General features: G+C 72.9%; 19 protein-coding genes. 8 read left to right on the plus strand and 11 right to left on the minus strand.

Annotation, left to right across the window (positions count from 1 at the left end; genetic code table 11):
* Positions 1 to 2 precede the first annotated feature (2 nt).
* Genes ACNAVT_RS26155 through ACNAVT_RS26170 form a run of 4 tightly spaced genes read left to right on the plus strand, consistent with a single transcriptional unit; the run spans position 3 to position 5993 of the window.
* Complete coding sequence (locus tag ACNAVT_RS26155; protein WP_416299965.1) at positions 3 to 1211, plus strand: CehA/McbA family metallohydrolase; 1209 nt, start codon at positions 3 to 5, stop codon at positions 1209 to 1211.
* Positions 1202 to 2113, plus strand: a complete 912-nt coding sequence (locus tag ACNAVT_RS26160; protein ID WP_416299967.1) for a sugar phosphate isomerase/epimerase family protein — start codon at positions 1202 to 1204, stop codon at positions 2111 to 2113. The genes ACNAVT_RS26155 and ACNAVT_RS26160 overlap by 10 nt, the downstream gene beginning before the upstream one ends.
* A complete protein-coding gene (locus ACNAVT_RS26165; RefSeq protein ID WP_416299969.1) occupies positions 2110 to 3246 on the plus strand; it encodes a Gfo/Idh/MocA family protein in 1137 nt (378 codons plus the stop codon). Before ACNAVT_RS26160 ends, ACNAVT_RS26165 begins: the two co-directional genes overlap by 4 nt.
* Positions 3246 to 5993 carry a hypothetical protein gene (locus ACNAVT_RS26170; protein ID WP_416299971.1) on the plus strand — a complete coding sequence of 916 codons (2748 nt, stop codon included), beginning with the start codon at positions 3246 to 3248 and terminating at the stop codon, positions 5991 to 5993. The genes ACNAVT_RS26165 and ACNAVT_RS26170 overlap by 1 nt, the downstream gene beginning before the upstream one ends.
* Positions 5994 to 6042: 49 nt before the next feature.
* On the opposite strand, the gene ACNAVT_RS26175 is transcribed toward ACNAVT_RS26170, so the two are convergent.
* Positions 6043 to 6669 (minus strand): SGNH/GDSL hydrolase family protein, encoded by a 627-nt coding sequence (locus ACNAVT_RS26175; RefSeq protein ID WP_416299973.1) that lies wholly within the window; start codon positions 6667 to 6669, stop codon positions 6043 to 6045.
* Between the two features lie 289 nt (positions 6670 to 6958).
* Between ACNAVT_RS26175 and ACNAVT_RS26180 the strand changes: the two genes are divergently transcribed.
* The 4 genes from ACNAVT_RS26180 (at position 6959) to ACNAVT_RS26195 (ending at position 12059) form a co-directional block, all read left to right on the plus strand.
* Positions 6959 to 8383 (plus strand): M1 family metallopeptidase, encoded by a 1425-nt coding sequence (locus ACNAVT_RS26180; RefSeq protein WP_416299975.1) that lies wholly within the window; start codon positions 6959 to 6961, stop codon positions 8381 to 8383.
* 287 nt (positions 8384 to 8670) lie between these two features.
* Positions 8671 to 10065: an MFS transporter gene (locus ACNAVT_RS26185; protein WP_416299977.1), complete on the plus strand. Its 1395-nt coding sequence runs from the start codon at positions 8671 to 8673 to the stop codon at positions 10063 to 10065.
* Between the two features lie 10 nt (positions 10066 to 10075).
* On the plus strand, positions 10076 to 10642 hold the full coding sequence (locus ACNAVT_RS26190; RefSeq protein WP_416299979.1) for a GNAT family N-acetyltransferase: 567 nt from the start codon (positions 10076 to 10078) through the stop codon (positions 10640 to 10642).
* A gap of 271 nt (positions 10643 to 10913) precedes the next feature.
* Complete coding sequence (locus tag ACNAVT_RS26195; RefSeq protein WP_416299981.1) at positions 10914 to 12059, plus strand: MFS transporter; 1146 nt, start codon at positions 10914 to 10916, stop codon at positions 12057 to 12059.
* Between the two features lie 18 nt (positions 12060 to 12077).
* Here the strand turns inward: ACNAVT_RS26195 and ACNAVT_RS26200 are convergent, their stop codons facing one another.
* The 10 genes from ACNAVT_RS26200 to ACNAVT_RS26245 all read right to left on the minus strand — a co-directional run bounded on the left by ACNAVT_RS26200 (position 12078) and on the right by ACNAVT_RS26245 (position 22305).
* Positions 12078 to 12875: an ABC transporter permease gene (locus ACNAVT_RS26200; RefSeq protein WP_416300041.1), complete on the minus strand. Its 798-nt coding sequence runs from the start codon at positions 12873 to 12875 to the stop codon at positions 12078 to 12080.
* A complete protein-coding gene (locus ACNAVT_RS26205) occupies positions 12875 to 13813 on the minus strand; it encodes an ABC transporter ATP-binding protein (protein ID WP_416299983.1) in 939 nt (312 codons plus the stop codon). The genes ACNAVT_RS26200 and ACNAVT_RS26205 overlap by 1 nt, the downstream gene beginning before the upstream one ends.
* Complete coding sequence (locus ACNAVT_RS26210) at positions 13810 to 14181, minus strand: hypothetical protein (RefSeq protein ID WP_416299984.1); 372 nt, start codon at positions 14179 to 14181, stop codon at positions 13810 to 13812. The genes ACNAVT_RS26205 and ACNAVT_RS26210 overlap by 4 nt, the downstream gene beginning before the upstream one ends.
* A 46-nt stretch (positions 14182 to 14227) precedes the next feature.
* Positions 14228 to 14854: a helix-turn-helix domain-containing protein gene (locus ACNAVT_RS26215; RefSeq protein WP_416299985.1), complete on the minus strand. Its 627-nt coding sequence runs from the start codon at positions 14852 to 14854 to the stop codon at positions 14228 to 14230.
* Between the two features lie 253 nt (positions 14855 to 15107).
* Positions 15108 to 16154 carry a P1 family peptidase gene (locus ACNAVT_RS26220; RefSeq protein WP_416299986.1) on the minus strand — a complete coding sequence of 349 codons (1047 nt, stop codon included), beginning with the start codon at positions 16152 to 16154 and terminating at the stop codon, positions 15108 to 15110.
* Between the two features lie 20 nt (positions 16155 to 16174).
* Positions 16175 to 16597 carry a glutaredoxin domain-containing protein gene (locus tag ACNAVT_RS26225; RefSeq protein ID WP_416299987.1) on the minus strand — a complete coding sequence of 141 codons (423 nt, stop codon included), beginning with the start codon at positions 16595 to 16597 and terminating at the stop codon, positions 16175 to 16177.
* A gap of 63 nt (positions 16598 to 16660) precedes the next feature.
* Positions 16661 to 18163: an FtsX-like permease family protein gene (locus tag ACNAVT_RS26230; RefSeq protein ID WP_416299988.1), complete on the minus strand. Its 1503-nt coding sequence runs from the start codon at positions 18161 to 18163 to the stop codon at positions 16661 to 16663.
* The gene (locus ACNAVT_RS26235) at positions 18160 to 18891 is read right to left on the minus strand and encodes an ABC transporter ATP-binding protein (protein WP_416299989.1); all 732 of its coding nucleotides are present in this window, start codon (positions 18889 to 18891) and stop codon (positions 18160 to 18162) included. The genes ACNAVT_RS26230 and ACNAVT_RS26235 overlap by 4 nt, the downstream gene beginning before the upstream one ends.
* Positions 18888 to 19430: a PadR family transcriptional regulator gene (locus ACNAVT_RS26240; RefSeq protein WP_416299990.1), complete on the minus strand. Its 543-nt coding sequence runs from the start codon at positions 19428 to 19430 to the stop codon at positions 18888 to 18890. The genes ACNAVT_RS26235 and ACNAVT_RS26240 overlap by 4 nt, the downstream gene beginning before the upstream one ends.
* Positions 19431 to 19509: 79 nt before the next feature.
* Entirely contained in the window at positions 19510 to 22305 is a 2796-nt protein-coding gene (locus tag ACNAVT_RS26245; RefSeq protein ID WP_416299991.1) for an FAD-binding and (Fe-S)-binding domain-containing protein, read from the minus strand.
* Positions 22306 to 22383: the final 78 nt, after the last annotated feature.

A 22383-nucleotide genomic window follows, 5' to 3' on the forward strand; every position in this document is an offset into this window, starting at 1 on the left:
CGATGGTCACGCACCGGGGCCGCTGGACGCTGCGGGACCGCGCGGAGAACGTGATGCGCGCCCTGCCGGTCAGCGTGGCCCCGGGCACCGCCGCGCTGACCGTACGGCTCGACTACCCCCGCGACGCGGGCGTGCTGGACCTCGGCTGCATCGGCCCGGCCGGCTTCCGCGGCTGGTCCGGCGGCGCCCGCGACGGCTACACCATCACCGCCGACTGGGCCACCCCCGGCTACCTGCCCGGCGAGCTGGAGCCCGGCGAGTGGCAGGTGCTGCTCCGGCTGCACCGCGTCCCGCCCGACGGGCTGGACTACGAGGTCACCGCCACCACCAGCACCCGCTCCCCCGCCCCGCCAGGCGCGCCCGCGGCACCGCCCCGGCCGCAGCGGTCACCCCGCCCGGCGGTCCCCGATGTCGACGGCCGACGCTGGCTCGCCGGCGACCTGCACGCCCACACCGTGCACAGCGACGGCGCGCACACCGTCGACGAGCTGGCCGCCCTCGCCGTGTCGCGGGGCCTGGACTTTCTCGCCGTCACCGACCACAACACGGTCAGCCACCACCCGTGGCTGCCCGCGTCGGCCCACCGGTACGGGATCACCCTCGTGCCCGGGCAGGAGGTGACCACCGACCGGGGGCACGCCAACGCCTTCGGCTCGGTGGGCTGGATCGACTTCCGGGAGCCGGCCGACCACTGGCTCGCCGCGGCCGAACACGCCGGTGGGTTGCTCTCCATCAACCACCCGCTCGGCGGCGACTGCGCCTGGCGGCAGCCGGTGACCACCCGGACCAGGCTGGTGGAGGTGTGGCACTCCGGCTGGTGGGATCGCACCTGGGGAGCGCCGCTGGCCTGGGCGCGGGCGTGGCGGCCGGACGTCGTACCGGTCGGTGGCAGCGACTTCCACCGGTCCGGCGCGGACGCGCTGCCCGGGGCACCGACCACGTGGGTGCTCGTCGACGGCGACCCGACCGACGAAGCGGCGGTACGCGACGCCCTGGCCGCCGGTCGTACCGCCGTCTCCGCCGGCCCCGACGCGCCCCTGCTGCTGCGGCTCGGCGACGAACTGCTGGCACTCGACGCGGACGGCGCCCTGCTCGGCTACCCGGACGGCCGCCACCGGGTCGTCCGGGGCGACCGGTGCCTGCTGCCGGCCGCCGACGGACTGCACGTCCTGGAGTCCCACCGCATGGAGGTGATCGCACTGTGCAGCTGACCGGACGGACCAGAGTGGCGGGAGCCCCGGTCAACTACGGCATCCACCAGCCGACCGACCCGGACATCGATGCCGAGGACCTGCTCGCGTCGCTGGCCGCCGACGGTTACAGCGGCGTGGACTCCGGACCGATCGGCTACCTCGGGACCGGTGCGGTGCTCACCCGACGGCTCACCGACACCGGTGTCGGGCTCGCCGGCGGCTGGGTCGACCTGCGCTTCGCCGATCCGCACGGGTTCGCCGAGGACCTCGCCGCGCTCGACGCGGCGCTGGACGTGTTCACCGCCGTCACCGTCGACGATCCGCGCTTCGCGCCCCGACCCACCCTCGCCTGCCCCGGCAACGCGGCCCGGATGGCCCGCCCCGGCACCCCGCCGGACCTGGCCTCCGCGCTGCCGGCCACCGCCTGGCCGGGCTTCGCCGACCGCGTGCAGCAGGCCGTCGACCGGTGCCGGGACCGTGGCCTGGAACCGGTGTTCCACTACCACCTGGGCACCGACGTGGAGACCGAGGCGGAGGCCGACCGGCTGCTGGAGCTGACCGACGTCGCGCTCTGCCTCGACACCGGGCACCTGCTGCTGGCCGGCGGCGACCCGGTCGCGGCGGTCCACCGGTGGGCCGGGCGGATCGGCCAGGTGCACGTCAAGGACGCCGACCTGGCCGCGCACCGGCGGGTTCGCGACGCCGGCGGTGGCCTCGCCGAGGTGGTCGCGGCGGGCGGCTTCTGTGCCCTGGGAACCGGTGACGTCGACCTGGCCGGGGTGCTGCGCGGCCTGGACGAAACCGGCTACACCGGCTGGCTGGTGATCGAGCAGGACGCGCCGGCGCAGGGACGCGACCTGGACCGGATCCGCGCCGACCAGCACGACAACCGCCGGTGGCTGGCGGAGGCGCTCGGATGACCGCCGGGGACAAGCGGATCAGGATCGCGGTCGCCGGGCTGGGCGTCATCGCCCGTACCGTGCACCTGCCGCTGCTGGAACGCCGCGCCGACCTGTTCGACATCGTCGCGCTCAGCGACCTGTCTGCGGCACGGCTGGCCGAACTCGGCGACCGGTACGGTGTCGAACCGGCCCGGCGGCACACCGACGCGACGGCCATGCTGGCCGGCGGCGGCTGCGACGCGGTGCTGCTGGCCACCTCCGGATCGCACGGCGAACTCGCCGCCGCCGCCCTGCAGCGGGGACTGCCGGTGCTGTGCGAGAAGCCGCTGGCCTACACCCTGGCCGAGACGCAGCGGCTGACCGGATCCGGGGCGGCCCTGATGGTCGGATACATGAAGCAGTACGACCCGGCGGTGGCCGAGGCCGCGCGGCTGCTCGACGGGATCGGCGGCCCCGCCGTCGTGCACGCGGTCGAGGTGACGGTCCGGCACGCGTCCGGAGATCAGCAGCTCGCCTTCGCCAACCTGCCCCCGGCACCGCGGGACGTCCCGGCCGCGGCAGCGGCCCGGCTGGTCGAGGCCGACCAGCGGTTGCTCGACGCCGCGGTGGGCGGCGACACCGGCGCGCGGACCCTCTACCAGATCCTGATCAACAGCATCTCCCACGACCTGTCCCTGCTGCGGCTGTTCACCGGAGCGCCGGCGACGGTGGACCACGTGGCGACCTGGCCGCTGACCCCCGCCGGGCCGGCCGAGCCGTCGGTGGAGATCTCCGGCAGGCTGCCCGAGGGGGGCCGGTACGGCATCCGCTGGCTCAACCTGCCGGACTGCCCGACATACCAGGAGACGGTGACGCTGCACCACGCCCGGGGCGCGCTGGAACTGGACTTCCCGTCGCCGTACCTGCTCAACGCGCCGACCACGCTGACCGCCGTGGACCGGCACCGCGGCGGGGAGCGGCGCACCGTGTTCCGGTCGGTGACCGAGGCGTTCGAACAGGAACTGGTCGCGTTCCACGCGATGGTGACCGCGGGCGCGCGCCCGCTGACCGGCATCACCGAGGGCGCGGCCGACCTACGGACCAGCCAACAGGTGGTACGCCGCTACGGGGAGCTGACCGGGGCGGCGATCGGCGGAGAGGCGGCGAGCTGATGGACCAGCCGACCGAGATCATCGTGGTGCCCCACACGCACTGGGACCGCGAGTGGTACGAGCCGTTCCAGCGGTTCCGGCTGCGGCTGGTGGCCCTGCTCGACGACGTGTTCGACCGGATGGCGCACGACGAGCGCCAACGGTTCACCCTGGACGGGCAGCTCGCCGCGGTCGACGACTACCTGGAGGTCCGCCCGGAACGCCGGGAGCAGGTCGTCGCGCTGGTGCGGGCCGGACGGCTGGCCGTCGGACCGTGGCAGATCCTGCTCGACGAGTTCCTCTGCTCCGGGGAGAACATCGTCCGTAACCTGGAACGCGGGCTGACCCGCAGCGCGACGCTGGGCGGGGCCATGCCGGTCGGCTACCTGCCCGACATGTTCGGCCACATCGCGCAGATGCCGCAGATCCTCACCGGCGCGGGGCTGGCGCACGCCTGCGTGTTCCGCGGCGTACCGGACCGGGTCCGCTCCCACGCGTTCGCCTGGCAGGCGCCGGACGGCACCGCGATCCGCACCGAGTACCTGCCCGGCGGCTACGGCAACGCCGCCGGGCTGATGGACGACCCGCGCCTGATCAACCGGCGGGCCGTCGACCTGGCCGAACGGCTGCGCGGCTGGCGGCCCGCCGACGACGCCACGCCGGTCCTGGCGATGTACGGCACCGACCATGCCGCCCCCGCGCCAGACGCCCCGGACCTGCTCGCCGCCGCCGCCGTCGACGGCGTGCAGCTGCGGCTCGGGACCCTCGCCGAGTATTTCGCCGCTCAACCGGCCACCGTGGCGGGGCTGCCCACGATCGTCGGCGAGCTGCGCTCACACGCCCGCGCCAACATCCTGCCCGGCGTGATCTCCGTACGCGCCCATCTGAAGCAGGCGATGGGTCGGGCCGAGCGGCGGGTCGAGCGGTACGCCGAACCCCTCGCCGCGCTCTACCACGACCCGTCCGTGCAGCGGTTCCTGGACATGGCCTGGACCCGGCTGATCGACGCGAGCTGCCACGACTCGGTGACCGGGTGCGGCTGCGACGAGACCGCCGAGCAGGTGGCCGCCCGGCTGGCCGAGGCGGACCAGCTCGGGCGGGCGGTCTGCGACCTGGTGGGGGCACGGCTGGCCGCCCCGGTGCCCCGCGACGGGCACCTGCTGTTCAACCCCACCCCGGCGACCCGGACCGCCCTGGTCCGCCTGGAGGTCGAGGCGCCCGCGGACGGCCCGGTCGGCCTGCTCGACGCCGAGGGCACGGTCGCGCCCGCCCAGGTCCTCGAGCGGGCCCGGACGCTGCTCGCCGACGACCTGGTGCCGGCGGCGGACCTGCCGGCGATCCTCACCCGGGTGCACGGGCGCGAGCTGTACGGGCAGGAGGTCACCACCTGGTCGGTGTCGTCGGCCGACGCCACCCTCACCTTCGAGGTGGCCCGGCACGGTGACCCGATGTTCGACGTGGAGGATGTGCGGCTGGCGCTCGCCGCCGCGGCCGGCCCGGACCACTGGCGGGTACGGATCGTCGCCGCCCCGCGGCTGACCGTCGCCGCGCTGGTCGAGGTGCCGGCGCTCGGTCTCGCCGCGCTCCGCCCGGTGGCGCTGCCGGAGCCCGTCCAGGCCCGCTCGGCGCCGGTGACGGTGATCGACCGGACCGTCGATAACGGCCTGCTCCGGGTCGAGGTCGCCGAGGACGGCACGCTGGGGCTGTCCACCCCGGACGGGGTGCGGGTGGACGGCGTCGGCCGGCTCGTCGACGGCGGCGACGTGGGCGACAGCTACAACTACGCCCCACCGGCTGCCGACGAGCTGGTCGACAAACCCCGGGCGGTGCGGACCGTCGTCGTGCACGACGGTCCGGCGGTGGCCGTGCTCGACGTGATCCGCGAGTACCGCTGGCCGGTCGGCGCCGACGTGGATGCCGGGTCGCGCCGGGTGGACCGGGAGACCGTCACGGTGACCACCCGGGTGGAGGTCCGGGCCGGTGAGCCCTTCGCCCGGCTGCGGCTCAGCTTCGACAACCGCTGCGACGACCACCGGGTCCGCCTGCACCTGCCACTGCCCGCACCGGCCCGCTCGTCGTACGCGGAGGGTCAGTTCGCGGTCGTCGAGCGCGGGTTGGCCGCCGAGGGTGGCGGCGGTGAGGTGCCATTGCCGACGTTTCCCGCCTCCGGGTTCGTCGCCGCCGGGGGCGTCGAGGGGTCGCTTGCGGTCCTGCTCACCCAGCCGACCGAGTACGAGCTGGTCGACTCCGGCCGGGAACTGGCGGTCACCGTGCTGCGCGCGATCGGGATGCTGTCCCGCAACCGGCACGCCCTGCGCGACGAGCCCGCCGGCCCGCAGCTGCCCACCCCGCACGCCCAGTGCCGGGGCGAGCGCAGCGTCGAGCTGGCGGTGCTGCCGTTCCGGGGCGACTGGGACTCGGCCCGGGTGCCGGCGGCGGCCGAGGTGTACCGGCACGACCTGCTGACCTTCCCGGGCTCCGGCGAGCCGTCCGCCGGGCTGCCCACGCCGGTGACCGGACTGGCCGTGGACGGGGACGGCGTCACGCTGACCAGCGTCCGCGACCGGGACGGGCGGGTCGAGGTGCGGGTGGTGGCGACGCGGGACACCAGCGCGGTCATCGGCGCCGCCCGTGAGGTCCGCGGCGCGTGGCGGGCCGACCTGCTCGGCCGGCCGGGTGAGCCGCTGTCGGTCGACGGCGACGGGTTGGTCCGGCTGGCGCTACGGGCGTGGGAGATCGCCACGGTTCAGCTCGACCTGGCCGGCTGAGGTCAGGTCGCCGGGGTGGGGCGGGTGCGGGCAGCGCACCGCCCCGCCCTCAGGCCGGCGGGGTGACCGCCCGCAGCCACTGCTGGGCGAGCAGCGCGTGCCCGAACGGCGTGAGATGCACCCCGTCGTTCGTCCACACCCGCTCGTCGACGTCGGCGGCCTGGAACAGCTTGTCCACCGCGACCAGCGTCGCGTCGAACTCGGCGGCGAGCCGGCGGACCACGTCGACCTTCGGGTCGAGGTCCTCCCGCCAGGCGCGCTTGGCGTCGTCGAGGGGGATGACGAAGGGTTCGACGAGGATGATCCGCGCGCCCATCCGTCGAGTCGACTCCAGGATGTGCCGGTAGTCGCGGGCGAAGTCCGCGGGGCTGGTCGGGTCGTCCTCGGAGTAGCGCCGCCAGGTGTCGTTGATGCCGATCAGCACCGACACCACCTGCGGGACGAGGGCCAGGCAGTCGCTCTCCCATCGGGCGCGCAGGTCGCGTACCCGGTCGCCGCTGACGCCCCGGTTGAGGAAGGTGGCCCGGTGCTCGGGATGGCGGGCGGTGAACCACGCCCCGGCCATCATCGCGTACCCGGTGCCGAGGTCGTCGCCACCGGACCGGTCCCGTCCGGCGTCGGTGATGCTGTCGCCGATGAAGAGCACCCGGCCGCCGCGCGGCACCTCCACCGTCATCCGCCCCTCCCCTTTCCGTTCGACGTCGCTGACATGATCATGCCGCAATCGGCCGGACCACGGGGACCGGCCCGCGCCGACGCCACAGCGGTTCTGCTGCCTTCGTCGGGATCTTTGGTGCTACAGGTCGCCGAATGGATGAGCGCATGATCGTCTGGCGGGCGGACCGTGCAGCCGGCGACGGCGAGGGTGGACTGTAGATCTTGACGAACCCGCGTTCGATGGGGGTGGATAGGGAGTACTCATCTGAGGGCCAATTGCAATGGCACTCCCACAGAGAGGGACTCCCATGACAATTCCACGCCTGCGCGGCGCCGCGATGGCCACCGCCGCCCTGGTGGTCGCGGGGTCGGCGGTGGCCCCGCATGCGGCCAGCGCGGCTCCGGGCAACCCTGGCGCCCCGCGCTACTCGGCCGGCGCGGCGAACGTCGGTGACCCGTACTTCCCTGACCAGGGCAACGGCGGGTACGACGTCCAGCACTACGACCTCAACTTCTCCTACGATCCGGCGACCCGGTTCATGGACGCCACCGCCACGATCACCGCGATCGCCACCGAGGACCTCCACCAGTTCAACCTCGACTTCCTCGGTCCGGAGATCTCCTCGCTGACGGTCAACGGGCACGCGCACGACTTCACCCGTGACGGCCAGGAACTGATCGTCACCCCGCGTCCGAAGCTCAAGGCCGGGCAGACGTTCACCGTGGTGGTGAAGTACGCCGGCGTGCCGACCGTGATCACCGACCCGGACGGGTCGATCGAAGGCTGGGTGCCGACCGACGACGGTGCCTTCGTCGCCGGGGAGCCGCAGGGCGCGCCGGGCTGGCTGCCCACCAACGACCACCCGACCGACAAGGCCACCTACCGGTTCACCGCGAAGGTGCCGGAGGGGCTCACCGCCGTCGGCAACGGCCAGCTGCTCTCCCAGGAGACCAGCGACGGCTGGACCACCTTCGTCTGGGACTCGACCGAGCCGATGGCCAGCTACCTGGCGACGGTCACCATCGGCAATTTCGTGGTGACCGAGTCGACCACGTCGAGCGGGATCCCGGTGTACGTCGCGGTCGACCCGCGGCTGGTCGCCGGGTCGGCCAGCGCGGTGTCGCAGATCCCCAAGATGATCGACTTCTTCTCCTCGAAGTTCGGTCCGTACCCGTTCGCCTCGACCGGAGCGATCATCGACCGGGCCCCGAACGTCGGCTACGCACTGGAGACCCAGACCAAGCCGATCTTCTCCAGCACGGCGAGCGTCAGCACCATGGCCCATGAGCTGGCCCACCAGTGGTACGGCGACAGCGTCTCGCCGGAGCGCTGGTCGGACATCTGGCTCAACGAGGGCTTCGCCACCTACGCCCAGTGGATGTACACCGAGTACAACGGTGGCGCGTCGGTCACCCAGACCTTCAACAGCAGCAGCAACTACGGTCGGGCCGCGTCGTCGTCGTTCTGGCAGACCGTCCTCGCCGACCCGGGCCCCGTGGACATGTTCAGCAGCATCCCGTACAACCGGGGTGCGATGACGCTGCACGCGCTGCGCGGCAAGGTCGGCGACGACACCTTCTTCCGCATCCTGCGTGAGTGGGCGGCGAGCAACCGCTACGGCAACGCCAGCACGGCCGACTTCATCGCCTTCGCGAAGAAGGAATCCGGGCAGGACCTCGACGCATTCTTCGACGTGTGGGTGTACCAGAAGGGCAAGCCCACGACCTGGTGACGCCCTCGGGCCCCGCGACCGCCCGTCGGTCGCGGGGCCCAACGGCTCGCATCGAGGGCCCAGATCCCCTCTGCTCCACCCCAGCTCAAAAGGCCGTCTCCGTCAGCCGGAGGCGGCCTTCTCGCTCCTGTTTGGCGGCGTAGCACGGCTGGGTGTTCCGGCTTGCGGCGATGTCGGGCCGGATCAGGTCGAGTGCAGGCCCCCGGTGCTGGACCTTCCCCCTGGGTCAGGGCCCAGCATCGCCGGTGCCGGCCACCGCCGGCATGAGCCGGACGGAGGGTGTGGGCATGCGACCGTCGACGACGGCAACCGGAACTGGTGGCAGCACCGGCAGCGGAATCGGCGGTGCCGGACGGGCAGCCAGGGGACGGAGGCTGGGCACCTACCTCGTGGACCGGCGCCCGGTGGGCATCCCCGCGTACCGGCGGCTGTGGGTCGCGTCGGTGATCGCCGCGGTGGGTGGTTCGTTCAGCACGTTGGCCATCCCCGCGCAGCTGTTCACACTGACCGGCTCGTCCGCGACCGTGGGGGCCTCCGCGGCGGTGTCGCTGGTCGCGCTGGCGGTCTCGGCGCTGTGGGGTGGCACCCTCGCCGACGCCATGGACCGGCGCCGGCTGCTACTGGTCGCCGACGGCTGCCTCGCGCTGACGTACGCGGGGCTGTGGGCGCAGGCCGCGCTGGACCTGCGGTCGGTGCCGGCGCTGATGGCCCTGGTCGCCTGCCAGGGCCTCAGCTACGGAGCGATCATGACGGCGACGGGAGCGACCGTGCCCCGCGTGGTACCGGCCGACCTGCTGGCCGCCGCGAACGGATTGAACGCGCTGGTCCGGTACACCGGGGCGATCGTGGGTCCACTGCTGGCCGGGGCGCTGATCCCGGTAGTGGGGCTGGGCACGCTGTATCTGTTGGACACGCTGGCGCTGCTCGTTGTCGCATGGTCGGTGTTCCGGCTGCCCCCGCTTCCGCCGCAACCACCCGTGGTGTCGATGCTGACAGCACCGCCCGAGACGCCCTCCCCTGTTGGCGCGCGCGCCGCGCCTCGCCGGCCGATGGTCGGCCAGCTGCTGGACGGTTTCCGCTACCTGTTCTCCCGGCGGCTGCTGGTGGCGCTGATCGGGGTGGACCTCGCCGCGATGGTGTTCGGGGCGCCGTGGGCGCTCTACCCGGAGCTGGCCGAGCGGGAATTCGGGGGCGCAGCCGGGGGCGGTTTCCAGCTCGGTGTGCTCTACGCCAGCTACCCCGTCGGCGTGTTCGCGGTGGGGTTGGTGTCGGGCGTGTTCACCCGTGCCCGGCGGCACGGTGCGCTGATGGCCTCCGCCGCCGTCGTCTGGGGCGTGACGGTCGTGCTGCTGGGGCTGGCGCCCCGGCTGTGGCTCGCCGCCGTCGCCCTGCTGGCCGGTGGAGGCGCGAACTTCGTGCTCAGCACGTTCCGCCGGGCCATCAGCCAGGCGAACACCGACGACGCGCTACGCGGCCGGATCGAGGGATCGATGATCGTTGTGACGATGGGCGGGCCGCAGATCGCCAACGTCGTGCACGGCGTCGCGGGTGCGGCATGGGGACCACGCTGGGCGATCTCGGTGGGCGGGGCGCTGACCGTCGTGGCCGTCGCAGGCATCATCCGGGCCGTGCCGCAGTTGTGGCGGTACGACGCGCCGCAGCGGCCCGAGCACGGCGGATAGGCTCCTGGCCGTGAGCACGACCGTGGCCAGCAGCGGGCCGGCCATCTTGGATGCGATGGAGCTGACATCCGACCCGGACCTCGGGCCCCGTTTGGTGGAGTCAGCCCATCAGATCCTGGCGGACCTGGTCCGCGCAGGCGCCGCGCTCGGCTGGGTCGAACCGCCCTCCCGCGCTGACGTGGCGGAACTTCTCGGCCACGTCGTCAGTGCGGTGCAAGCCGGGGACGGGTCCCTGCGTGCCGCATATCTCGACCGTCGGCTGGTCGGGCTGGGTTACTGGCTGCGCTATACCCGACCGACTCACCGGCCGCACGCCGACCTGGAGAAGCTCGCGGTGGATGCTGCCGCCCACGGGTGTGGCATCGGTCGAGCACTGACCGCCGCCTTGATCGCTGACGCCCGGCGGGCAGGTATCGAAGTCCTCACCCTGGACGCCCGTGGCGACAACAGCAGCGCCCTGCACCTTTACCGGTCGCTGGGCTTCACCGAATACGGCCGTCTGCCTGATTTCGTCGCAGTCGGCGAGCGCCGCTACGAGAAGGTCTTCCACATGCTGGACCTTCGCCGGCACGGCTGACACCACCGGCCGCTTGCCCGCTATCTGGCCGACGCAGCACCAGCAGGGGCAGGCCGGAAAGGGTGGTTCGCCGGCGCTCATGGCGCTCCGTCACTGATCAAGGTCGCTCCGCAGCACAACTTCGCCGGCTGGGCACCGTATCGGCCACGCGGAGGTCGCCGGTCTGCCACCGTTGACGGCAGAGTCCGCACCGGTCGGGGGTGAACGGGTGACTGAGCGGCCGCCCGATGAGCCGAACGGCGTCACGCCCGGTCAGCCGGCTGGTTCCTGGTTGACCCGGAACTTGAAGGTCCTGTCCGGGGTGTCGCTGTTGCAGGACGCCGCGTCGGAGTTGCTGTACCCGATCCTGCCGATCTTCCTCACCGCCGTGTTGGGGGCGCCCGCCGCCGTGGTGGGGGTGGTGGAGGGTATCGCCGAAGGTTCCGCCGCGCTCAGCAAGATCATCAGCGGCCGGATCGCCGACCGGTTCCGGGCCCGGCCGATGATCGGCCTCGGGTACGGGCTTGCCGCCGTCGGGAAGATCGTCATCGCCGCCGCCACCGTCTGGCCGGTCGTCCTCGCCGGTCGCAGCGTGGACCGGCTGGGAAAAGGCATCAGGGGTGCGCCCCGCGATGCGCTGATCGCGACCGGAGTGCCGGAGACCGCAAGAGCACGGGCGTTCGGTTTCCACCGGGCGATGGACACCGCCGGCGCAGTGATCGGGCCGCTCATCGGTCTGGCCGGCTACGAGCTGCTGCACCACCACATCCGGCCGTTGCTCATCATCGCCGTGGTGCCCGCCGTGGCCAGCGCCGTCCTGGTCGTCGCCGTCCGCGAGGCACCCCGCCGCCTTCCCCGTACCGAACGTTGGCATTTTCGGCAGCTGCCCGGCCGCTACTGGCGGGTGGTCGCCGTCCTGACGCTTTTCGGCCTGGTCAACTTCCCCGACGCACTCCTGCTCCTCCGCCTGAACGAGATCGGCTTCTCCGTCCCCGCCGTCATCGGCGCCTATGTCACCTACAACGCGGTCTACGCCGTACTGAGCTATCCGGCCGGGGTCGTCGCCGACCGATTGTCACCACCCGTGGTCTTCGGCGCGGGCCTGATCCTGTTCGCCCTCGCCTACACCGGGCTGGGCCTGACCCACTCCCACACCGCCGCGTGGCTGCTCCTGGCCGTCTACGGCGGATTCACCGCCTTCACCGACGGAGTCGGGAAAGCCTGGATCTCCGGCCTCCTGGCCGCCCACGAACAGGGCACCGGCCAGGGCCTGTTCCAGGGACTGACCGGCCTGGCGATCCTGCCCGCCGGCCTCTGGGCCGGGCTCGCCTGGGGCCACGACGGCACCCTCCCGCTACTGGTCTCGGGAATCGCCGCCGCCGTCCTCGCCACGTGGCTCCTCACCGGGCCCATCCGACAGCACGTCGGCCCACTCTGACCGCCGCCCGGCGGCTGGTCAGGTGACGTCCCGGCGCAGCGGCACGAGCACCGCGACCGCCGAGGCCACCAGCGTGTATGCCAGCATCAACAGGGCGCCGGCCACCGGTGACAACAGGTGCACCGGCCTGGTGGCGAGCTGCTCCGCCATCGCGTCGGCCAGGTAGGTGTAGTTGGTCAGGGCGGCGGTCGCGCCGCCGGGCAGGAACGGATAGGCCAGGTTCACCCCGGGGATCATCATCAGCAGCGTCTCGCCCAGATACAGATAACCGACCACCACGGCGAGCGCCGCGATCTGGTTGCGCAGCAGGGCGCCGGCGGCGACGCCGAGCAACAGATAGGCGACCATCGCCACGCCGATCCGGGCGACCAACACCAGCACGGTGCCGACCGGCAGGCCGAGCGAGACACCGCGGAGCGCCGCCGCGCCGAACAGGCCGAGCGCTCCCGTGCCGGCCAGCACGATGCCGTACGCCAGTCCGGCGACCCCGTACGCGACGAGTTTGGCGGTCAGCACCTGCCAGCGGCGCGGCGCGAACAGGAAAGTCACCGCGATCGTGCGGTGGCGGTACTCGCTGGCCATCGCCACGGTGCCGAGAGCGGCCGGCACGAAGGCGGTGAAGCCGACGATGCCCAGCACCGACCGGATCCCGGGCTCGGTGTCCAGGCCGGGCATCGGCGGGGTGAAGTTCTCCGGGCCGACGAGGGCCAGCGCGCCGATCAGCCCGCCGCCGATCAGCGCGGCGACCACCAGGGCCACGACCCACATCCGGGTGGCCAGCAGTCGACGGAATTCGGCCCTGATCACATCCAGCATCACAGATCCACCTGTCGAGGAGTGGTCGTCGGGGCACTCGTGAGGCGCAGGAAGAGCTCTTCGAGTCCGGCGGTTTCGGTGCCGAGTTCATGGATCCGCAGCCCGTGGGTGGCCGCTATGGCGGCGATCTCGGGCGTCGGCATGCCGTACACCCGAAGCCGGTCGGCGTCGACGGCTGTCACCTGGAGCGCGCTGGCGCGGTCCGGTCCGGCCGGCTGGAGCGCGGCGGCCAATGCCGCGGCGTCGGGGGTGCGCACCAGCGCTGCCGGCGGGCCGGCCAGGCGGGACCAGGGGCCGGCGGCGACAAGCTCGCCGTCGCGGATCACCACCACGTCGTCGGCCAGCTGTTGCACCTCGCTGAGCACGTGACTGGAGACCAGGACCGTGCGCCCGTCCTCGGCCAGGGCGCGCAGCAGGGACCGCAGCCAGGCCATGCCCTCCGGGTCGAGGCCGTTGCTCGGCTCGTCGAGCAGCAGGACACGCGGGTCGCCGAGCAGCGCGGTGGCCAGGTTCAGCCGTTGCCGCATGCCGGTGGAGAACCCGCCGACCCGACGGTCGGCCACCGCGGTCAGGCCGAGCCGGTCCAGCATCTCGGTGACGCGTCGGACGGGATGGCCGCCCAATGCGGCGTACACCCGGAGGTGGTCGCGGGCGGTGTGGCCGGGGTGGGCCGCGGTGGCGTCGAAGAGCGCGCCGACGCTGCTGGACGGGCGGTGCAGCCGCGCGTACGGCTGGCCGCCGATAGTGGCGTGGCCCGAGGTGGGGGCCACCAGGCCGGTGATCATCCGCAGGGTGGTGGTCTTGCCAGCGCCGTTGGGCCCGAGGAAGCCGGTGACCCGGCCGGGTTCGACGGTGAAACTGATGTCGCGGACGGCGGTGACCGCCCCGAACCGTTTGGTCAGCCGGAAGACCTCGATGGGCAGTCGCTTGTCGGTCACGGCTGGCCCGCCATCGCGTGCCGGATCGCCTCCACGAGCTGCGGCGCTGCCGGGTCCGACAGCACGATCTCGTCGTACTCGAGGTTTGCGGTCGACCGCTCGAGGACCAGGTGCAGGCCGGGCTCGCCACGGCGGGCCGAGACGAGCTGGCGGGGGCCACCAAAGACGCCCCAGACACCGATCTTGATGAAGCCGGAGACCACGAAGCCGCTCCGGGCGCCTCGGGCCAGGCGCAGCGGCTGGTCGACGCAGGCCGCCTGCCGTACGGCGGAGAGCGGGACGGTCAGCTGGTCACGGCGCAGCCAGATCCGCTCGCCGGAGCTGAACCGGATGTCGAGTTGCTCGCCGGTGACGGCCACTACGGCCATGGAGACTCCTTCCGTTGGGCCCGGAGAGGCGGGCCGGGGGCGGTAATCAGCTCTGGTCGGCGTCGCCGGGTGACCCGGGCGCGGGGTCGGCGGTCGGCGGTGGCGCTGCGGTGGCGGCGGAGTCGGTGTCGGGTGCCGGATCGAGCGGCATCAGGATGGTGGCCAGCACGCGGGCCACCCGGTCCGGGTTGGGTTGGTTGGCAAGCCGCGGGGCGATCACCGCGACGAGTTCCGCGGCGAACTCGGCGAATTCCGCGTCGGAGAGGTGCAGCACCACCTGCTGGTAACCGACGCCGTCGGCGACCACGTCGATCCGCTCCCGGGACAGGTACCGGGAGAACTCCGCGAGCAGGCTGGACACGAACGCCGTGAACCACCGCCCATGGTCGTCGGCGCTGGCGGCGGCCAGATCCTGCGGGCCGAGTGCCGCGCCGTGGGCGGGCAGCGCGTACACCCGTTCGACGGTGCCGCGCACTTTCCGCTCCTCGACCACCTCGAGCAGCCCGCCCGCCACCAGCGTTGCCACGTGCCGGTAGACCGTCGCCTGCGGCACGTCCGGCAGTGCGGCGACCAGGTCACGAGTGGTGCGACGGGCGCCGGCGACCGACCGCAGGATCCGGATCCGCACCGGATGCAGGGCGAGTTCCGCCCAACCGTTTGCTGACGAGGCCATGGCCAGACATTATCATTCTCGATAATGAGAATGCCACCTCACCTTCGGCCTCCCGCCCGCGGCCGTCGTCGGGGACCTGCGACGGGCCGGAAGCCGAATGCTGGTCCCGGTGGCGCACCGCCGCCGCCCGCGCCGGTGACCCCGACCACCTGCACCTGTGGGCCGGCAGCGGCTGGCGCACCGCCCGGGCCGCCCCGGCGGCCGAGATCATCACTGAGCTGACCCGAGCGCTCTGGCCGCAGAGCCCCGCGGGTCAGTGATGAAGCTCCACGCAGTGGGCCCGCAGCAGGTCCAGCATTCGATCATGCGGGACTTCGTACTTGACGTGGCCCTGGAATCCGACGGTGGTCCGCGCCATGAACAGCGAGTTCAACAGCGCCTCCTCGACCGCCTCGAGCACGGCCGCGAAGACCGGCTCCAGGTCGCCCTCCTCAGCTGCCGGAGTGTCGACCGGGGCTGTCGAGAAGGCCAACGCGTAGTCACCGCTGCCACCGGCGAAGTCCGAACCCACCCGGCCCATCGCGAAGACCGCCCGGCGAGCGACCCGGCCCAGCTGGCGGGCGTCGAGCCGGGCGTCGGTGGCGACCACGATCACGCAGGAGTTTCCGGGATGCTCGGGCTGGTGCGCGACCGCCGGGACGCCAACCTTCCCGGCGGGAATGGGCACTCCCGACACCTGCAGGACTCCGGAGAAGTTCGCCTGCACGAGCACCCCGAGCGTCACCGAGCCCCGCGCGGTGGCGGCAGTACGCGACGAGGTGCCGACGCCCGCCTTGAAGCCCAGCGCTGCCGTGCCGGTCCCGGCGCCCACCGCGCCCTCCGCGGGTAGCCCACCCCGGGCCCCCGTCAACGCGCCGAACACATGTTCGGCCCGCACCGGGCGCGCCCTGATGTCGGACAAAAAGCCGTCGTTGGTTTCCGCCACCAGCGGGTTCAGGGACTGGACCGCTTCCCTGCCCGGCTGCTGCAACATGTAGCTGACCAGCGCGTCGGCGGCCCGGAACGTCGACAGGGTGGCGGTCAGGACCACCGGGGTCTCGATCTCGCCCAGCTCGATCACCTGAGTCGACCCGACCAGCTTGCCATGACCGTTGCCCACGTCCAGCCCCGCCGGCAAGGCCCGCCGCTCGGTGAGCTGGTCCGGCACGATAGCCGTCACCCCGGTCCGGATGTCGTCACCGTCGATCAGGGTGGTGTGACCGACCCGTACGCCCGGGACGTCGGTGATGGCGTTCACGGGCCCGGTGGGCATCTTGCCGACCACGATGCCCAGCTCCCGTGCGCGGCGAGGTTCCTGCACGATCGGCTCCTCAGGTTCGGTCACGGCACCAGCCGCTGCAGCAGCCAGGTCGGCTCCGGGTTCACCACCGCCTCGCCGTGTGCCACCACGGTCGGGACCGTCTCGTCGCCGCCAGTGATGGCCCTGACCGCCGCCGCCCCGGCGGGATCACTCCAGATGTCGACCCAGTGCACCCGGCCGGCGTTGCGGCCGAGCCGCAACCGCAGCCGGAGGCAGTACCGGCAGCCGGGCCGCCAGTACACGATCGGGCGGCCGTCGCGCGCGCTGCGCTCCCGTGCCTGCGTTGCGGTCACCGACCTGGGAAAGACCAGCGGCGAGAACAGGACGGCGAGCCCCGCGAAGACCAGGAACTCAATGCCGGCCAACGCCGGGTTGTCCTGCCTGAACCCAACGACAAGCCCGCACGCCAGCATCAGGCCGGCCAACCACCAACTCCGCAGCACGCCGCCGGATGCTACACCTCCCCCGCCAACCTCCCCCGGGGCACGACGGTTCGGCGGCGTCGGTCAATCGGCGCGCAGTTCGGACGGGTCGGTGCTGGAGCGTTGCAGGAGGATGCTCGCCGCGATCACGAGAAGGATCACCAGGAGCGCTGCGGCGGCGAGGGCCGCGACGTCCGCCCACGGCAGCGGCACCGCAAAGGTCAGCTCGACGGCCTGGTAGCTGGTGTGCAGGGCGCGCAACGCCGGATCAGCACATTCCGCCACGGTCCCGGTGCACACCTCCTGGTCCCCACCGGCGCTGGCCGTGGCGGTGAAGGAGCGCACCGCCATCAATCCGTACAGGCAGGCCAACGCGATGCCGGGCACAGCGGGTATCAGCACCCGCCAGCACAGCGCCCGGGCGAGCACGGCGCGCGGCGTACCGGCGGCGACGAGCGCGGCCAGGGTACGGCGCCGGGCCACGCCCGACTCGACCAACGCGACCAGCAGCGCGAGCGCGGCCAGCACGAGCAGGCCGAGCAGCACCATGTTGATGATCTCGTAGACGTCGGCGCGGAACGCGGCCGTGCCGCTCGGATCCCACGAGGGCCCGTACGCGGCGGCGCGGACGGCGACGTTGGTAACCAGCCAGGAGTGCAGCATCATCGCGCCGGCACCGAACGCGGTGGTGACCAGGATGACGGTGTAGGTGCGGCTGCCGTCGTACGGGTCGGCGAGGGTCTGGCGGGCGGCGATCAGCGCACTGGGGCGTCGGGTCAGGCGCAGCAGCAGGCGTGCGCTGACCTGCCCGATCCACGCGGTGCCGAGCATCAGTCCGAGCATCAACAGCACCGCGCAGGCCAGGATCGCCAGCACCCACAACGCTTCCTTGTGGCCGCCGAGCCCGCCCTGTTTCACGAAGTCCGAACGAGACGCCACGTTCAACGCGGTGAACCCGGCCAGGCCGGCCAGCCCGAGCAGGCCAGGCCAGGCATGCACCGTTTGGCGCCGCGATTGGCGCAGCACGCCGAAGGGCGTGATCACGACGCGGCGCAGCAGCAGGACGGCCAGGGCTGTGGCCAGCAACGGAACGCCGAGCACGATGGCGACGATCAACGGCAGTGCGGGCAGCACGTCGGTGGGCAGCGGACGGGTGCCGTCGAGGTCCGGCCGGTCGAGGATCGCCCGGCCGGCGAGGTAGGCCACGGTGCCCAGCAGCGCACCGATCGAGGCGGCGAGGCCGGTTTCCACGGCGGCTACCCACGCCACCTGTGTCGGGGAGGCCCCGGCGAGCCGGAACGCCGCCAGCCGCCGGTTGCGTCCGGGTGCGCCGAGCCGGGCGCACTGCGCCAGGAAGAACATCGCCGGCACGGTGAAGAGCATCATCGACAGGGCGAGGTTCTCCAGCACGGTTTCGCTGGTGAACAGGCGGTTGCTGTACGGGCCATTGGGCCCGATCGACACGACGGTCGCCCAGCACAGCAGCACCAGCACCGCCGCGGCTGCGGCGAGGGTGGTGATGGTGACGCGGGCGCGGTCGGCTCGGGTGCCGGCGAAGGCCAACCGCAACGTGTTGCCGAGCCTCATCGGACGGTTCCGCCGATGGTGATCCGGCCGTCGGTCTCCACCTGGCCGTCCCGCATGGTGATCTCGCGGTCTGCGTACGCGGCCACTTGGATGTCGTGTGTCACCAGCAGTACCGTGGTGCCCTGCTCGCGGGCGAGGCGGATGAGTCCGGTGAGGACCTGCTCGCTGGCGAGGCTGTCCAGCGCTCCGGTCGGCTCGTCGGCGAAGAGCACCTCGGGGCGGGTCACCAGCGCGCGGGCGAGCGCGACCCGTTGCTGCTGGCCGCCGGATATTTCGCCGGGGCGCTTGTGGGCCAGTTCGCCGATGCCGAGTTGGTCCAGCCACCGGCGGGCTTCCGAGGCGGCGTTGCGGTAGCGTGCGCCGCCGAGCTGCAGCGGCAGGGTGACGTTCTCGATTGCGGTCAGTTCCGGCACCACCTGGCCGAATTGGAAGAGCACGCCGAACGTGGTGCGGCGCAGCCGGGAGCGGACGTGCTCGCTCTCGGCAGCGATGTCGCGGTGCTGGAACCGCACCTGTCCGTTGTCCGGGCGCAGGATGCCGGACAGGCAGTGCAGCAGGGTGGACTTGCCGCAGCCGCTGGGCCCGGTGACCGCGACGATCTCGCCACGGTCGACCGACAGGGACACGTCACGCAGCGCCTGGGTTGGTCCGTACGCCTTGCTGATGTTGCGCGCCTCGAGCAGGGGGCCGCTGTTGCCTGCTGCGGCGTCGAACGGTTGGGCGGTCATGCCAGGACCTCCGCGCGGATCGCCGTGATGCGTTCGAGGGTGGTGGCCATCCAGCGCAGGTCGGCGTCGAGATGTTTCAGCAGGTAGTCGGCGGCGGCCAGTTCGGACAGTGGTGCCTTGCCGTCCGTCTTGACCTTGGTGAGCTGGCGCATCTGCTCGAGGTGGCTGGCCCGCTGGGCAGCCAGCAGCGCCCGGGCGACGGTCTCGTCCTGCGTGGCCAGCAACGCGATGATCACTTTGATGAACAGCGGCGCGGACACGTGTGGGCTGGGCGGCACGGGCTGCGCCAACCAGGCCATCAGTTCGGATCGGCCGTCGTCGGTGAGCCGGTAGGCCACCCGGTCCGGTCCGGCCACCCGCTGGTGTGCCGCTTCGGCGATGTGCCCGGCGCGCAGCATGCGCGCCAGCGCCGTGTACATCTGGCCGAAGGCGAGCGGGCGGACTCCGGCGAGCCGACGGTCGTACTCGTGTTTGAGTTCGTAACCGTGCTTGGTCCCCTGTGCGGCGAGGATCCCGAGCAGAGCATGGGAGGCTGCCATAACGGCCACTATTCCCCATGGGAATAGTGATGGTCAAGGGCCGCAATCCCTATGGGACGGTTCGGTCCTCTTGAGCCGGTCAGGCGGTGGCGTCGGCGAGCAGTTCCAGCAGGTGGCGGTACGGCTGCCCGGTCGCCCGGGCCATTCCGATCTCGCAGGTCCGATTGACCGAGGCGTACCCGTCGAAGGGCCGCGCGGAGACCGCGTGGGCCTCGTCGCGGGTGGCGGCGGCGGTCAACTCCGGGTGCAGCAGCCCCCGGTCCCCGGCGAAGCCGCAGCACTGCCAGCCGTCGGGCACCACGACCTCGTCGGCGATCGCCCGGGCCACGGTGAGCAGCGCCTCGTCGAGCCCCAGCCGGGTGGACGAGCAGGTCGGGTGCAGGGCGAGGGAGCCCAGCCGGCGCCGGACGGTGAGCCGGGGCAGCAGTTCGGTGGCGGCGTACGCGACGGCGTCGACCACCCGCAGCTCACCGGCGTCGGCGAGCAGCTTGGTGAAGCCTTCGGTGCAGGAGGCCGCGTCGCTGACCACGGGCAGCGCGCCGTCCCGGCTGGCTGTCCGCAGCGCCGGCGGCACCCGGTCGCGCATCGTCTGGTAGCCGGCGGTGAGGCCCTTGGACGACCAGGGCGTGCCGCAGCACATGCTGGTCACCCCGTCGGGCACGAGCAGGCGTATCCCGGCCCGCTCGGCCAGGGTGAGCAGCGCGGTGGCGACGCCCGGCCCGGCCTCGGCGGGCGCGAACAGGGTGCCCAGGCAGGACGGGACGAAGACCGCGTCCGGCTCGTCGACCGGGTGCGGCCGGCGCGCCTCGCCGCCGCGCGGCAGGTCACGCCGCCACTGCGGGATCCGGTCGGCGCCGAGCACGGCCCGGGCGGCGCGGGTGGCGGCCTCCGGCAGTGCGGGCGGCACCGCGCCGGCCAGGTTCAGGCCGCGGGCCATGCCCCGGTTGGCCGCGCCCCACCGGTTGGCCGCGCCGCGCCAGCCGGCCTGCGCGGCGCGGCCGGTGCGCTCGGTACGCAGCCGCTTCACCAGGTCACCGGTGTTGATCAGGACCGGGCAGGCGGTGGCGCACATGCCGTCGACGGCGCAGGTGTCCACCCCGTCGTACCCGTACGCGTCCTCCAGCTCGCGGGCCAGCGCCAGGTCGCCGGCGGCACGGGCGGCGGCGATCTCCCGGCGCAACACGATCCGCTGCCGGGGCGTGGTGGTCAGATCGCGGCTGGGACAGACCGGTTCGCAGTAACCGCACTCGACGCACCGGTCCACCTCGGCTTCGACCGTGGGCACAGTCTTCAGGTGCCGGATGTGCACGTCGGGGTCGTCGCTGAGCAGCACACCCGGGTTGAGCACCCCGCCCGGGTCGCAGAGCGTCTTCAGCTCGCGCATCACCGCGTACAGCTCGTCGCCGAACTGGCGGCGCACGTACGGGGCCATCACCCGGCCGGTGCCGTGCTCGGCCTTGAGCGTGCCGCCGTGGCCGAGCACCAGGTCGACCAGCTCCTCGGTGAAGTCGGCGTAGCGCGCCGGGGCCTCACCGCCCGCGAACCGCTCGTTGAGCATGAAGTGCAGGTTGCCGTCCTTGGCGTGGCCGAAGATCACGCTCTGCTCGTACCGGTGGCGGGCGAACAGGCCGGCGAGCGCGGCGCAGGTGTCGGCGAGCGCGTCCACCGGGACGGCGATGTCCTCCAGCAACGCGGTGGTGCCCGAGGGGCGGGCGCCGGCGACAGCCGCGTACAGGCCCTTGCGGATGTGCCAGAGCGCGGCGCGGGCCGCAGCCTCGCCGCTGAGCCGGGCCGGGGCGGTCAGCGGCAGCTCGGCGAGGACTGGCCGGGCCGCCGCCACCCGCGCGGCGAGCGCCTCCGGGTCGGACTCCTGCCACTCGACCAGCAGTGCCGCGTGCTCGCGGACCGCCAGGCCGCGCAGCGTGGCGTCCGCCTTCGGGTCCAGCTGGGCGACCCGCAGCGCGGCGGCGTCGAGCAGCTCGATCGCGGCCGGCCCGGCGGCCACCAGCGCCGGCATGGCCGCCATCGCCGCGGCCAGGGTGTCGAAGACGAGCAGGCCGGTCGCGACGTGCCGATGCGCCGGTACGGTGCGGAAGGTCGCCCCCGCCACGAAGGCGAGCGTGCCCTCGCTGCCCACCACGAGCCGGGTGAGCAGGTCCGCGGGCGCGTCGTGGTCGAGGAACGCGTTCACCCCGTACCCCATGGTGTTCTTCATGGCGTACTGGGCGCTGACCCGGCGCACCGAGTCGGGGTTGCCGCGTACCCGGTCACGCAGCCGCAGCAGTCCGGCGTGCAGCTGCGGGTCCGTGGCGCGCAGCCGGGCGTCCGCGTCCGGGGCGCCGGTGTCCAGCACCGTGCCGCTGGGCAGCACCAGCAGCAGCGACTCCAGCGTCCGGTAGGTGTTGAACTCGGTGCCGCAGGTCATACCGCTGGAGTTGTTGGCGACCACGCCGCCGACGGTGCAGGCGGACTCGCTGGCCGGGTCCGGACCCAGCCGCCGGCCGTACGGGGCGAGCCGGTTGTTCACCTGCCGCAGCACCACCCCGGGCTGCACCCGAACCCGGCGGCCCTCGTCGAGGACCTCCAGCTCGCGGAAGTGCCGGCGGGTGTCGACGAGGAGCTGATCGGTGACCGCCTGCCCGCTGAGGCTGGTGCCGCCGGAGCGGAAGGTCAGCGGGGTGCCGGTGCGGCGGCTGAGCCGCAGCAGCGCGGCGACCTGCTCCGCGTCGGCCGGGGTGACCACCGCGCTCGGGTGCAGCAGGTAGTGGGAGGCGTCGTGCGCCAGCCGCAGCCGATCGGCGGACCGGGTGAGCACGCCGCCGGGGACCGCCGCCTGCAGCCCGGCCAGTGCCGCACCGCTCATCTCCGACGTCATCGGCCACCTCCCCGCCCCACCCTAATCACCGGCAGGTGCCGATCATCGACCCTTACCCCGGCGATCGCAGGAAGCGGG

This window comes from Micromonospora sp. SL4-19 (assembly GCF_047921475.1).
GTDB lineage: Bacteria > Actinomycetota > Actinomycetes > Mycobacteriales > Micromonosporaceae > Micromonospora.